Annotated in this window: 12 protein-coding genes; 7 read left to right on the top strand and 5 right to left on the bottom strand. The window is 41.7% G+C overall.

What is annotated here, in order from left to right; all coding sequences use genetic code 11:
- Window positions 1-915: 915 nt before the first annotated feature.
- Window positions 916-1,176, bottom strand: a complete 261-nt coding sequence (locus H6G69_RS03825) for a hypothetical protein (protein WP_190681807.1) — start codon at window positions 1,174-1,176, stop codon at window positions 916-918.
- Window positions 1,177-1,384: 208 nt separating this feature from the next.
- Between H6G69_RS03825 and H6G69_RS03830 the strand changes: the two genes are divergently transcribed.
- The 5 genes from H6G69_RS03830 to minE all read left to right on the top strand — a co-directional run bounded on the left by H6G69_RS03830 (window position 1,385) and on the right by minE (window position 6,324).
- Window positions 1,385-1,738, top strand: a complete 354-nt coding sequence (locus tag H6G69_RS03830; RefSeq protein WP_190681810.1) for a Rieske (2Fe-2S) protein — start codon at window positions 1,385-1,387, stop codon at window positions 1,736-1,738.
- 471 nt (window positions 1,739-2,209) lie between these two features.
- Window positions 2,210-3,538 carry a four-carbon acid sugar kinase family protein gene (locus H6G69_RS03835; RefSeq protein ID WP_190681813.1) on the top strand — a complete coding sequence of 443 codons (1,329 nt, stop codon included), beginning with the start codon at window positions 2,210-2,212 and terminating at the stop codon, window positions 3,536-3,538.
- Window positions 3,539-3,993: 455 nt separating this feature from the next.
- Window positions 3,994-5,142 (top strand): septum site-determining protein MinC, encoded by a 1,149-nt coding sequence (minC, locus tag H6G69_RS03840; RefSeq protein WP_190681816.1) that lies wholly within the window; start codon window positions 3,994-3,996, stop codon window positions 5,140-5,142.
- 47 nt (window positions 5,143-5,189) lie between these two features.
- Entirely contained in the window at window positions 5,190-5,996 is an 807-nt protein-coding gene (gene minD / locus H6G69_RS03845) for a septum site-determining protein MinD (protein WP_062287403.1), read from the top strand.
- 28 nt (window positions 5,997-6,024) lie between these two features.
- A complete protein-coding gene (minE, locus tag H6G69_RS03850) occupies window positions 6,025-6,324 on the top strand; it encodes a cell division topological specificity factor MinE (RefSeq protein WP_190681819.1) in 300 nt (99 codons plus the stop codon).
- Between the two features lie 111 nt (window positions 6,325-6,435).
- On the opposite strand, the gene H6G69_RS03855 is transcribed toward minE, so the two are convergent.
- Together H6G69_RS03855 and H6G69_RS03860 are read right to left on the bottom strand one after the other, a co-directional pair.
- Window positions 6,436-6,945: an MAPEG family protein gene (locus tag H6G69_RS03855; protein ID WP_190681822.1), complete on the bottom strand. Its 510-nt coding sequence runs from the start codon at window positions 6,943-6,945 to the stop codon at window positions 6,436-6,438.
- A 209-nt stretch (window positions 6,946-7,154) separates the two neighbouring features.
- Complete coding sequence (locus tag H6G69_RS03860; RefSeq protein ID WP_190681825.1) at window positions 7,155-8,483, bottom strand: hypothetical protein; 1,329 nt, start codon at window positions 8,481-8,483, stop codon at window positions 7,155-7,157.
- A 968-nt stretch (window positions 8,484-9,451) separates the two neighbouring features.
- Here H6G69_RS03860 and fmt point away from each other — a divergent pair.
- Window positions 9,452-10,456 carry a methionyl-tRNA formyltransferase gene (fmt, locus tag H6G69_RS03865; RefSeq protein ID WP_190681828.1) on the top strand — a complete coding sequence of 335 codons (1,005 nt, stop codon included), beginning with the start codon at window positions 9,452-9,454 and terminating at the stop codon, window positions 10,454-10,456.
- A gap of 34 nt (window positions 10,457-10,490) precedes the next feature.
- Here the strand turns inward: fmt and H6G69_RS03870 are convergent, their stop codons facing one another.
- Both H6G69_RS03870 and H6G69_RS03875 read right to left on the bottom strand, forming a co-directional pair.
- A complete protein-coding gene (locus tag H6G69_RS03870; protein WP_190681830.1) occupies window positions 10,491-10,844 on the bottom strand; it encodes a DUF6464 family protein in 354 nt (117 codons plus the stop codon).
- A 78-nt stretch (window positions 10,845-10,922) separates the two neighbouring features.
- A complete protein-coding gene (locus H6G69_RS03875; protein WP_190681833.1) occupies window positions 10,923-11,924 on the bottom strand; it encodes a glycerophosphodiester phosphodiesterase in 1,002 nt (333 codons plus the stop codon).
- A gap of 209 nt (window positions 11,925-12,133) precedes the next feature.
- On the opposite strand from H6G69_RS03875, the gene ligA reads away from it, so the two are divergent.
- Window positions 12,134-14,170 carry an NAD-dependent DNA ligase LigA gene (ligA, locus tag H6G69_RS03880; protein ID WP_190681836.1) on the top strand — a complete coding sequence of 679 codons (2,037 nt, stop codon included), beginning with the start codon at window positions 12,134-12,136 and terminating at the stop codon, window positions 14,168-14,170.
- The last annotated feature ends 270 nt before the right edge of the window (window positions 14,171-14,440 follow it).

A 14,440-nucleotide genomic window follows, 5' to 3' on the forward strand; every position in this document is an offset into this window, starting at 1 on the left:
CAAAGAAATGTACCTGATAACAAGGGAAACGCCATAAGTTGATTGTTGACAAGAGCAATCACTGAAGCAGTGTCGAACAAATCAAGCTTTCAGGTACTTACAAAAAATCTCCTCTTAACTGTAATGAGACAATTAATAATGCTTAAGTACAACTTCTGCTGGAAATTGTTGTGTTTAATTTTTTACCACACATATAAAGACTATCTTTAGGGTAGTAGCCTAAAGCAATAAGGATGAGTAAAATCCTTAAACATCTTGTAAAATCAGCAAACAAGTGCTTTAAAGTAAGCTTTTAACTTTGGGGTAGCCCAAAGTTTCCAGAAAATACAGCACTAGTAAATTTACCTAGGTGTAAATGCTGATTGAATGTTTTGTTTATGCGTCAACCAACTTGGGGCCCAATTGTTAAAGACCGAGTTAAGGCGATATGCAACTTATTGTTTCTTTACACAAGGTTTGTGTATGAACAATTGAAAAGAAAATTCCCTCCTTCGAGTCACTGAAGTGAGAAAATCGTTACCAGTGACTGGAATGAGGGAAAAATGTTTTCTAGAGAAGAGTACGCCTTATGTGAGTTAAATGCTGAAACAGCGTACTATCGTTAATCAGGCTAGAGCTTGAGATTTGAGCTAATGCTGAAATCTTGGATATTGCTTGATAATTTTTAATTCACTCTAGAGACAGAAAAACTTCAGGCAACATTTAAACTTCATACAGCACTTGAGTTTGAAGTTTTATTTTCTAACATTATGGTAAAAATTATGTATTTTGCCTGAAAATATTGCGTAGCAAGAATTATAGGCTTTTACTCTGGTGAGAGTGATGAAAGAGCGTTATGTAGTAGTGAATTTTCTTCGCCCCATTAGTTCTAATTTTATGAATGATTGAAGGTGGCGATATTTCCTTCAAACTCAATCAAGCGTGAAGATTTGCTTGTTCTTGCAGCCAAGGATCTACAGGTTGTCCATCTTTGCGGCGCAATTCAATTTCTACAACCATCACTTCTTTAGAGCCAGGAGGAGCAGGTTTTTGATGAAATATAATGTCAAAATCTAAGGGATTTTGATTGCGTTCTTTGAGCCATTCTTGCACTTTGGTTGTGGCGAAAAATGATTGCCCTTGGTCAAACATTCGGGTAATCTGCATTTGTAGCGTGTAGGGATTGATGCGTCCCATTTTCCACCGCCTTTGTAAAGTAATTTAAAGTTAATGTATTGTCTACTCTATGTTATACCTGCTGTTATGTTTTGCGAGTCACAGCATCGCCTCAAAACTGCTGAGTGAAAAAATTGCCTAGTTTACTTGAGCAAAAACACCAATGCGTTTACTCAGTGGTCACAATTGCGGCAAACTAAACATCAGAGCAATTAGGAGAGGAACCTGAATGAGTTGGACTAAAGTTCTTGCCGCTGATGCCCTTGCCCCTGGTGCTAGAGAAGTTGTAAACGTGGGCAAGCGCAAAATTCTCTTGTTGAACCACGAAAATCAGCTATATGCAGTAGATAATGTCTGCCCCCATTTAAAATTGCCGCTGAAGAGTGGGAAAATTGAAGATGGTGCGATCGTTTGTCCTGCCCATCGTAGTGCGTTTGATTTGCAGACTGGTGAGGTAAATACTTGGTGTCCTTGGCCACCTGGAGTCGGTAAAGTATTTTCTCTGATTTCACAACAAAAAACATTACCTGTTTTTCCTGTGCGTGTGGAAGAAGGCAATATTTTGGTTGATATACCAGAATAAGCAATAAACATATATAGGAATCTGGTGTGATTTGGGAAATTATTTGTACAAGCTGGGAGTAGGGAATAGGAAAGAGAATTTTTGGATGTCCCGTATTTTTTTCCAAATCAAATATGAGTCCCACATAGCAATTCTATTTGATTACTGCACCTACTTGTGTAGGCATTTTTTTCTCTGTTACCTGTTCCCTGCTCTAACTCTGAGCCAGATGTGCAAATGAAAAGGGTGTAGGGTGTAGGGAAACCCATATTTAAAAATAGGGGTTTGACAAATCAGGACACTGTATTTCTCGCACTAATTTGTCTGGAAATACATCTAAATTCTTTTTCCATAATTCAAATCAGGGGCTTGTACCTTGTAGGGTGTGGGAGGGGCGTTTTTCCTTGACACCCCACACCCTGTTCTTAGTCATAGTCAAAAAATTGCAACATATTTTAATCATTTCACATAATTTTTTCACCGCTAATTCTCATGAGTAATAAACCAAAAATAATTGTTTTGGATGATGACCCTACAGGTTCGCAAACAGTTCATAGCTGCTTGTTGTTAATGCGGTGGGATGTAGATACTTTACGCATCGGCTTGCGTGATGAGTCACCGATTTTTTTTGTATTAACAAATACGCGTGCTTTGCCACCAGAATCAGCCGCAGCTATCACTAAAGAAGTTTGTCAGAATTTAAAACAAGCAATAGCCGCTGAAGGAATTGGCGATTTTTTAGTGGTTAGTCGTTCTGATTCTACCTTGCGGGGGCATTATCCAATTGAAACTGATGCGATCGCCACGGAACTCGGCCCCTTCGATGCTCATTTTCTTGTTCCAGCATTTTTTGAAGGCGGACGCATCACCCGTGACAGCATCCATTACTTAATCGTTGACGGTGTACCTACCCCAGTCCACGAAACTGAATTTGCCCGTGATTCTGTCTTTGGCTATCATCACAGTTACTTACCCAAGTATGTAGAAGAAAAAACCAAAGGACGCATTCGTGCCGAGTCTGTCACCAGATTTTTACTCAATGATATTCGTGCTGGAAGCTTAGAACGGTTGCTCAAACTGACAGATAATCAGTGTGCCGTCGTTGATGGCGAAACCCAAACTGACCTCAACACCTTTGCTCAAGACTTATTAGCAGCCGCCTCTCAAGGTAAACGCTTTTTATTTCGCAGTGCAGCTAGCATTTTAACAGCCTTAGCCGCCTTACCTCCCCAACCCATCGCCGCCGAAAACATGGCAGAATATGTGCGGCAAGGCAAACCTGGCGCAGTCATTGTGGGTTCCCATGTGAAAAAAACTACTCAACAACTAGAAGCCTTGTTGCAAACCCAGGGGACAGCAGGAATTGAAGTTGAGGTAAAAAGATTACTTGAGCAACCTGAGCAATCCGCTACACTATTAGCCGAAGTCTTAGAAAACATTGACACTGTACATAAAGCTGGCAAAACACCTGTAATTTATACCAGCCGTCAAGAACTTACCTTTGATGATGTTAAAACACGTCTAGATTTTGGCATCAAAGTTTCGAGTTTATTGATGGATATTGTGCGCGGTTTACCTGCGGACATTGGTTTTTTAATTAGCAAAGGTGGAATTACATCAAATGATGTCTTGAGTACAGGTTTAGCCTTAAGAACAGCACGCTTATTAGGACAAATTCTGGCTGGTTGTTCAATGGTAACAACACCATCTGATCACCCGCAATTTGCCAATTTACCAGTCGTCTTGTTCCCTGGGAATGTTGGTGATGCTCAGGCCTTGGCGACAGTTTACAAAAGGTTAATTAAAAAGTATGAAGTGTGAAGTATAAAGTAGAAGATTTTATACTTCATCCTTTATGCTGCAAGTGTCATTTGTCATTAGATGTTGATAAAAAACCTTGGACGATTGACGATTGACTATTGACCAATGGCTAATGACAATCCACAAAAAACAGTGCAATATGTATGCCTAATAGCTGTTTGCATCTGTAGTTAAGAATAATAAATCAAGGTTGATAGAAAATGGTTTGTTCTGGAATACTTCAGAAACATCAGTCTGATGAACATCTCCCAATTTGTGAGCATCGACTGTTAGTGCATCCCCAGGGAAGCAAAGGAAGCGTTTAGATCACTCAGCAAGAAGTCAAAGCATTCTTTGAGGCGGCTTTGACTTCAGTTACTCATAACTTTCTTGGGTGAGAATTGTTGTTGCGTTGTGCAACTAATTTAATATAAGTAATTACCCGGAGTTTCCGTCGTGTTTATGGCTGGTGTTGCATGACTTCTGATTTTGCTATCCCTAATCCAGAGTCAAATTCTGCACTTCCTGAGGCAGAGTCAATCACTCACCTATCGGATGTAGAAATAAATCCTATCGTTGCTGATATTGATCATGAGTTGAATTCTGCCACGAATGAAACAGATCCCCATGCTGTGATTCCTGATGCGGAATTATCATCTGTACTTCTCTATTTAAAGACCAATTCTCCTTCTTTGGTGTTAAATCCAGATTCTGTTCCTCAAGAATTAGAATCAAGCTCTCAACATCAAGATATACAGTTAAATTCTGCCCCTAGGGAATTGGAGTTAACATTGACTAACGACGTAGAAACTAATGCGGAAAACCCAGAGGTAGATTTGAGTGCTGCGCTTTGGGATAATGTACCAGAAATCGATAGTCGGCTGAAAAACAGCATCCAAGTTCAGTTTAAAAATGAAGCTGGCAGATTGTTAGTGATTTTGCCGTCAGAATCTCAATTACCAGCCTCAGACATAGCTTGGGCGGAAATTTGGCAACAATTGAAGGTGCGATTAAACGCAGGCGATCGCTTACGGGTGGCGAATACACCAGTCCATTTGGTTGCCCATGACCGTTTATTAGATGGGCGACAACTGCAAGATTTAGCCGATAGTTTTAGTGAAGTACAACTCCAGCTAAAATCTGTCGCCACTAGTCGCAGACAAACTGCGATCGCGGCTGTGACATCGGGCTATTCCGTAGAACAATTACAGCCCCACACTTCCCTCAATTCCGAAGCCCAAGCCACGGCTACAACCCAAGCAGACGCGCTATATCTGGAAATGACCGTCCGTTCAGGAGTCGAAATTCGGCATCCAGGAACAGTAATTTTGCTAGGAGATGTCAATCCAGGTGGTATCGTAGTTGCAGAAGGAGATATTTTAGTGTGGGGGCGTTTACGTGGAATTGCTCATGCTGGTGCTGGCGGGAACCGTGAGTGCCTGATTATGGCTTTACAAATGGAACCTACTCAATTGCGAATCGCCGATGCTGTAGCCAGAGCGCCAGAAAAGCTACCATCGCAATTTTCTCCCGAAGTGGCACATATCACGCCACAAGGTATTCGCATCGCTAGAGCTACTGATTTTTCTCGAAATCAATTAGCTAGGATTAATCCAGTACCATAAATATTTATTATATAATTCCTGAACCCTCATCGCTCGCAACTCTGAACATGACTCGCATTATTGTGATTACCTCCGGCAAAGGAGGGGTGGGTAAAACTACAGTATCAGCAAACCTAGGAATGGCCCTGGCTAAAATGGGTCGTCAAATTGCCTTGGTTGACGCAGATTTTGGTCTGAGAAATTTGGACTTGCTGTTAGGACTGGAAAACCGCATCGTTTATACAGCCGTAGAAGTTCTTTCTAGAGAGTGTCGCCTAGAACAAGCTTTAGTTAAAGACAAGCGCCAAACCAACCTCGTACTTCTACCAGCAGCCCAAAACCGTTCTAAAGATGCAGTCACCCCCGAACAAATGAAGTTACTGGTGAATGCACTAGCCCAAAAATATCAGTATGTGATTATTGATAGTCCGGCGGGAATTGAAAACGGATTTAAAAATGCGATCGCCCCAGCCAAAGAAGCCTTGATTGTCACCACGCCAGAAATCTCCGCCGTTCGGGATGCTGATCGGGTAGTTGGGTTACTAGAAGCACAAGGCATTAAGCGTGTACACTTAATAATCAACCGAATCAGACCAGCAATGGTACAGGCAAATGATATGATGTCTGTTCAAGATGTTCAAGAACTTCTGGCAATTCCCTTGATTGGCGTGATCCCGGACGATGAGCGTGTGATTGTCTCGACCAATCGCGGCGAACCTTTGGTATTAGGTGATACTCCCTCTTTAGCGGCCCTAGCGGTGGAAAATATTGCTCGCAGATTAGAAGGAGAAACCGTCGAATTCTTGGATCTCGACGCACCCCCAGATAACATCTTCGCCCGGTTGCGTAAGTTGTTGTGGACAAAGATTGTTTAATGTTTCAGTCTCCTGACATCTATTAGCAATGATCATTGAACTTATCGAAAGACTTTTTTCTCGACCTCCAGAAAACAGTCGCAATCAAGTTAAACGTCGCCTACAAGTCGTCATAGCCCACGACCGAGCCGATCTAGATGCTCAGACGTTAGAAAAAATGCGTCAAGAAATTCTAGATATCGTCTGCCGCTACGTGGAAATCGACACTGAAGGCTTAGAATTTTCTTTAGAAAGCAATCAAAGAACAACAGCTTTGATTGCTAATTTACCCATCCGTAGGGTGAAAGATTCTATGTCTTTGTTAGAAAGTGGTGATAAGTCACAGTAAATGACAAAAAGTACTGAGTGTTGAGTACTAAGTAAAAATCATATTAGTCTCTAGTCCCCATTTTCTTTAAAGTGGTGAAGTTTTTGCGTTGAAACTGTTATGTAAAATTATTTAAGCGATCGCCCTCAGCCCATAATATATACAGGCTAAACTCCCAACTATATAAACAAACCAAGTAAGAAAAAAGCCAATAGCCCTCCCTGGTGAAGGGCCATAGGTTTTGATTAAACCCCAAGCATGAGCAATTCGCGCTAAAGTTAGACTCCCTCCCAACAGCCACAATAGCCAAGTTGGTACTTGCATTAGCTCTAAAGCAAGTAAAAACAATAATGCTTGAGGTACATACTCAGCAAAATTTCCATGTGCGCGCACCTTGCGTTGCAGCAAGCCATTATCTTGATTTTGCGGGGTCAATAAATTTTGCGTGCTTTTATCCACAAAAGCCGCCCAAGCACTAGGATTGATTAATGGGTCGGGTTGTTGGGCTACATCTTCATGAGACTCACCATGCCAAACTCGTGTTTTTACCCGTTCAAAGGTCGCAATATAAGAGAGAACAAAAGCTGTTAGACCATTAAGCCCAATAAAAAGGGTGGAGATGGGAACAGAATTTTCGAGCATTTTTCTTGAGTTATAGGGTTATCCAAGGTAGTGAGAACATCGATGAACAGGGTGTAGGGACACCTGCTTTAAAGAAGGAGTTTCAAATATGCAAGTTAAAAAATACTTTTAGGGCATCATACAGCTATTTGCTAACTTATTGACCAAAAAAATTTCCCGCCATCAGCTGTGCCAACAACGGGAAGCAATCGGATTGTTGATAAACTTAACTATCGAGTCGCTACTTGCGGCCCTGCCCAAACTTCCGACACTTTATCCCCGAAAGTGACAGGTTGATCGGAATCTGTGGGATTTACGGTTTTACCATCAGTAGCAACTTGGACTAAAGGCCATTCTTCTTCGCCCATTTCTCCCGCCCGAAACAGCACGCGATCGGGTTGGTTTTTACTCCAACCAAGAAGTACCGCAATCTTTTCATGCTCATCTTCGTTACGGGTAGGAGCGACAGTGTTAGTGTGGTTTTTTTGACGATCCCAAATGACTGCATGGTCTGTAGCATCGCCTGTATTGAATACACCTTCAAACTTGCGTGCTAAAAAGCGATCGCTCTTTTCTGACCAGCTAACAGGAACTAACACGCCAATTTGGCCATTTTCACTGGTCTGTTCTGGCTGTGACCCCTGAGTATGTAATAGCGGATCATTTGTTTGAGAAGTAGAAGCCATCACCCGCAGATTCTTGGTTTGTCTATCTTCCACAAACATCACACTAGTCACACGGCTATTGTACATTTCGGGTTTAATTTCCATTGTCACCCGACTGTAAACAGCATACTTACCATCAGGGGAAATCACAGGCACACTACGGTAATAACGTACACCAGAAATTCCCTTAGAGCCAACAGCCTCTTGAGTGGCTACAATCCATTTCCAAGGAATAGGATGAGGGCTACCGATGGGATCTAATTGCTCGGCTTCCTCCTCGCTGGGTGCGGCCATCGCTGGCGGTTCAGTGGTCGAATCTGGTGCTGACTCTTGGGGAATTGGGGCGATGGCGGGAATTCGATTTGATGCCGATAAACCGACTAGAGCATTTTTGTTTGCCGCAAAATCATGATCCCGCATCAAAGATTCAATTGCCGCAGATGGCAATTTTCCATGAGTTATGGATGCTTGAGGTATAGGAGCTAATTCCACCGCAGCCAAAGGATCGACTGTTTTTAAATCCTTGCTGATGTGATTAGTCGGTATTGAATAATCTGTTACTACTAGAGAATCAATTTTTTGTGCTTCTATAACTGGTTTTTCCCCAACTCCAGCTATTTTTTGGGGTAATAAGCCAGATTTCTCAATAGAGGAGTTGTTAGCACCATCGTGAAACATTCCCGCTAAATCAGACTCAGCTATAGAAGCCGTTTGGTCTGGTACAGTTTCCGATTCTCCGCTTTCAGGAGTAATTTTTGCTACTACTTTGGATTGTTTAGCAGAGGTAGAGTGGCCTGATGCTGCAATTAAAGGAGCAATCAGCATCACTACGACAACAGAATTGAGAAATGGTTGCACACGGAACCATCCTGACAGCAAGAGGGGTTTGAGCATGGTGGACTCTCTAGAAGTGCGGGTGCTGTGTGAGGAGCAATAGAAGCCTATGCAGCGAGAGGAAAGGTGATGACTACAGGTATAACAACAAACTCAAAGTTTGAATGAGTTGCCAAAGATAATTTTTTTAAACTTGCAGAGTGTGACAAAAATTTAGTATCATTACTACACCTTTTGCTTACTAAATACTGTTTATTTGCTTGCAGCAACTATGCCAGCACAAACTGATGCAGATGGACTAACAAATTACTGCATAAAAAGTTGTTTAGCCACCACTAATACTCAACCGCACCAAAAACTGGTACTCGGTTCAAGAGTACTAAACGTATCATGTAGGCTACAGATACAGGCAGCCTAGAGGTAGAGCAAATAGCTGAACTGTTGGGATGGACTTGAGCAGTGAATTACTAAGCCGCAGGAGGCTCCCCTATTTATACCTGCTACAACAGCGCAGACCCCGATAACGGTAGAAGTGAGTGAGGCGTTTTTTTAAAAGCTAGGAAAGCTGACGCACAACACATAATACTCGAAAATTATAGTTAGTATCCACCTTTAGAAAGAAATTGATATCTAACTGTAACAATTGCGAGATCGCAACTTCACTTATAACCGTAATTGAGTAAAAATAGTCAAGCAGGTTAGGTAAACCTAACAAGGCTTATTGTGTATGATATGTAGCTGAATCAGCCTCATAAAAAGGTATCAAGTTAATATCAGTTTATCAAGCTGTTGAGTTAAATTATATCCAGTTTATCAAGAAAATCTGGATTTCGCCAAGAGAATGTGAGGAATAGAAACAGAAAGTTTAAAGATGGTAATTAAAAGTAACTAAGTAAAAAAAGGCAAAAGTAACAAGTGAAAAGTGAAAATAAAGAAATATACGTACAGTAGATTTTGCCGATTTTATCTAGTAGGTTTTGAAGAATATAGCTTTTTTGGCGATTTTAGCAACTCTCAAATCTTGACTAATGAAAATTGTATTTTTTGGTACTCCAGAATTTGCGGTTCCTACTCTCGAAAAATTACTGAACCACCCGGAATTTGAAGTTTTAGCTGTTGTTACCCAACCAGATAAACGTCGGGAACGAGGAAATAAACTAACTCCTTCGCCAGTCAAAACAGTTGCTCTCCATCACAATTTGCCTGTTTGGCAACCCGAAAGAGTCAAAAAAGATGGGGAAACATTGACAAACTTACAAAACACTCATGCTGATGCCTTTGTAGTCGTAGCCTATGGACAGATTTTGTCAAAAAAAATCTTGAATATGCCCAAATTAGGTTGTATTAACGTGCATGGTTCAATTTTACCGAAATATCGCGGTGCGGCTCCGATTCAGTGGTGTATTTATCACGGTGAACCAGAAACAGGAATTACCACGATGTTGATGGATGCTGGGATGGATACAGGGGCGATGTTATTAAAAGCAACCACACCGATTAATTTGTTAGATAATGCTGACAATTTAGCGGCAAGATTAGCCACAATTGGTGGAGATTTATTAATAGAAACTTTGTTAAAGCTCAAGCATCAAGAAATTGAAGCAATTCCTCAAGATAACTCAGAGGCTACGTATGCATCTTTGATTCAAAAGCCAGATTACGAATTAGATTGGTCAAAGAGTGCCATACAGTTACATAATCAAATTCGGGGTTTTTATCCCCATTGTTTTACGACTTTTCGTCAGCAAACTCTCAAAATTACAGCCTCCTTTCCCCTTGGTACTACTTACGTGGCGGAACTACCACCAGAATTAGAAAAGTTACGTCCAAAATTTGCTGAGTTATCCACTATATCTGGGAGTCCAGGTGAAATAGTAAGCATTGCCAAGGGAATAGGAGCGATCGCCCAAACTGGTGAAGGTTTATTATTATTACGAGAAGTTCAGCTAGCAGGTAAACGTCCCCAGTCGGGATGGGATTTTGTTAATGGTATGCGGTTAACAGTAGGGGAAATGCTGAAGTCGGAATTGTGAAGTCTGAAGTCGAAAATAATTCATACTTCATAATTCATGCTTGTTCATAGTAGCGACAGTCTTGACAGGGGCCGTGCGGGTTAACTGCACAGCGCACAATTTCTGAATGGGCGTTAAACACACAAGTAGCATCACCAACTATCCAACGCCCATCTACTAAGCTTTTTTCTGCTGGTCTTTGAGCAGACTGGACGTAAAGGGCGATATTATACAACCGATAACGCCCAGATTTAAATTGATATCTATGGCGACGTTCTAAAACAGCGTAGGTTTTACCTTGAAAATCGAGATAGTTTCCTGGTTGGGGTGTCCAGTCGAGTTGGACTTTACCGAGGGACTGACGCGGGTGCGTCAGAATAACCTCGGTTGGTAGAGAGTCTGGCTCCATAAGTAATGGGTGATATGGTTTACATTATAAAAATAGTATCGCAGGAGCCTACTATTACTAATCCAACTTAGATTATAATTAATGATTCACGTTATTTTGGCTCAGGCGATCGCGCACAGCTACAGCAAGATCGGCAAAGTCACTAAATACGCCATCAACACCTAAATTGAAAAATAGTTCGGCTTCTTTTTCGGGATCACCTAAAAAATCTAAAGGTAAAAAGCAATCTTCATTGCGAAAAGTCCAAATATGTACTTGTAACCCAACTGCATGGGCATCCTGCACTAAATTTGTGGCAGCTTGTAACTTACCTGTACTATCTTTCGGCACTAAAATATCTTTATGAATGCCTATTGCTTGAGCATATTCAGCGATTGATTCTAAACCTGATGTGGTGATTAAATCCGCATAGGTCTGACTTTCACCACGTAAAATCACATCATAAGGTTGACCCGTTAAATTAATCAGTTGGACTAACGGTAAATTAGTTTTCTGTGCTAAATATTGCAAATTTGCGACTTCAAAAGACTGAATAAAAACAGATGCATTTGCGCCTTGATAATCGTTGGTGATGAGAGTAGTAAGTAAATTATCTTCTAAGGGCAAACCTATAGATTGAAAATAACTAGGATGTTTTGTCTCTGGGTAAATCCCAATCTTTCTTCCCAGAGTAGCAGTTTTGTGTTTAGCTAAATCAATAATTTCTTGTAGGGTAGGAATTTCCCACAGCCCATTATATTTTGTATTTGCCAGGCGTATTTGGGGAATCCGTTCTGTGGCTTTGAGAGTTTTAATTTCTGCTAGGGTAAAGTCTTCGGTAAACCAGCCCGTTTTGGTTTCACCATCAATGATTTTAGTAGTGTGTAAATGGGCAAATTCACGATGATGAGCAACATCTGTAGTTTGGGAAATTTCATTTTCGTGACGCGCAATTAAAACCCCATCTTTAGTAGCAACTAAATCGGGTTCAATATAGTCAGCCCCTAAATTAATAGCTAATTCATAGGCGGCTAAGGTATGCTCTGGAAGATAGCCACTAGCACCACGATGGGCAATTACAATAGGGATTTTGGTGTTCAAGGCAAGTGTGCAGTCGGCAACTATTTAAGTCATATATTTGATATTGCCACATTAAACCACCTGGCGGATGCCAATATAGAGGTAACAGCGAGTACTCTAGAGGGGTGTGTCTGATTTATCTAAATTATTTGTGATAATTATCAATTGACTCACAAAATTTAAATATTATCTTTAACTTCTATTCGCCTAGGTATTCCGTAATCAATCCCATGACACAGATTCAAACTGAGGTAAAACGCGTAGAAGAACTACGCCAACTTTTGCAACGAGCTAGTTACGCTTATTATGTTTTAGACGCGCCAATTATGGAAGATGCGGTCTATGACAAGTTTTATCGAGAATTGCAGGATTTGGAAATTCAGTATCCCGAATTAATCGCACCGGATAGTCCGACGCAGCGCGTAGGTGAAAGGCCAGCAACACATTTTACTTCGGTACGGCATCACATCCCCTTGTATAGTTTGGAGAATGCTTTTAATGTTGATGAGTTGCAAGCTTGGGATCAACGGTGGCGGCGACAACTACCTACAATAGACTCGGTAGAATATGTCTCGGAACTGAAAATTGATGGTTCGGCTTTGGCACTTACCTATGAAAATGGAGTTTTGGTTAGGGGTGCGACTAGAGGTGATGGGGTAGCAGGTGAAGACATTACCCAAAATGTGAAAACAATTCGCTCTATTCCTTTACGCTTAAATTTTGGTGCGATTGAACCAATAGAAAGGGTAGAAGTGCGTGGTGAAGCATTTTTACCTTTAGAAGTATTTAAACAAATTAATGAGGAACGCCAAAAAGCAGGTGAACAATTATTTGCGAACCCGCGCAACGCCGCAGCTGGAACACTTCGACAGCTAGACTCGCGTATTGTGGCACAACGACGGCTAGATTTTTTTGCTTATACGCTGCATATTCCGGGGATGGATGATGCGAGTATTGCCAATACTCAGTGGGAAGCGTTGGAATTGCTGCAAAAGATGGGTTTTCGCGTCAACCCCAATCATAAATTGTGTGCCGCCTTGGCGGAAGTTGGTGAATACTACGAGTATTGGGATACGGAACGGCTGAATTTACCCTATATGACGGATGGGGTAGTGGTGAAGTTGAACTCTTTTAAGTTGCAAGAACAGCTGGGGTTCACACAAAAATTTCCGCGGTGGGCGGTGGCGTTGAAATATCCGGCGGAAGAAGCACCGACGCGTGTGGAAAATATTGCGGTGAATGTGGGTAGAACTGGGGCGTTAACACCGTTAGCCCAAATGCGTCCAGTCCAGTTAGCGGGGACAACAGTTTCGCGCGCTACTTTACATAATAGCGATCGCATCGCTCAATTAGACATCCGCATCGGTGATACTGTCATTGTTCGTAAAGCCGGAGAAATCATCCCCGAAGTGGTACGCGTCATTAAAGAATTGCGTCCCGATGACACCGAACCTTTTGTCATGCCTTCTTATTGTCCAGTTTGCGGTCAGTCAGTGGTGCGAGAATCAGGGGAGGCTGTGACTCGTTGTGTAAATGCTTCTTGTGCAGCAATTCTCAAGGGTTCCATTGAACATTGGGTCAGCCGTGATGCTTTAGATATTAAAGGTGTGGGTGAAAAGTTAGTACATCAACTTGTAGATAAAGGTTTAGTCCATTCTGTGGCTGATTTGTATGAGTTGACCGCCGAGAAATTATGTACCTTAGAAAGAATGGGGCAAAAATCGGCAGAAAAATTAGTGATGGCGATCGCTCAATCAAAAAATCAACCTTGGTCTCGGGTATTATATGGTTTAGGCATTCGTCATGTCGGCAGCGTCAATGCCCAACTCATCACCGAAAAGTACCCCACCGTAGAAAAATTAGAGACAGCCAAGCAATCAGATATTGCAGGTATTTATGGCATTGGTGCTGAAATCGCCCAGTCTGTTTATCAGTGGTTTCAGATTGAAGCCAATCAAATTTTAATTGAGCGTTTACAAGCCACAGGTATAAAATTGGCGGCGGAAGAAACATCATTAGTCAGTTCTGGTGAGCAAAAGTTTGCCGGAAAAACTTTTGTAATTACAGGGACACTGCCTACCTTAAAACGAGATGAAGCCAAAGCTTTAATTCAAAAGGCTGGCGGTAAAGTCACTGATTCTGTGAGTAAAAAGACTGACTATTTAGTAGTAGGAGAAGATGCTGGTTCCAAATTAGAAAAAGCCCAAGCCTTAGGCATTTCTCAGATGTCAGAAGCACAACTATTAGAAATATTGGCGGAGGAATAAAAACATCAACCTAAAAACTGCATAAGTAGAGACGTTATATACAACGTCTCTATTCATATCTTGCACGCCTGCGACTGAAGTCGCGGCTACACAGGCAAAACCCGCCTGCGCGGGTTTCAAACCCTAGACTTTTCGTCAGTCCGTGTGGTGCGCCAAGCGCAGCGCAAGCGCGATAGGCGGACGCACGTTTGTATAGCCGCGAATTCCATTCGCTGGGGCTAGGTGCAAGATGTGTGTCTACAAAATTATCTGGACTTTTGAGTTGTATAG

It is taken from the genome of Nostoc sp. FACHB-110 (genome assembly GCF_014697425.1).
Classification (GTDB): domain Bacteria; phylum Cyanobacteriota; class Cyanobacteriia; order Cyanobacteriales; family Nostocaceae; genus Nostoc_B.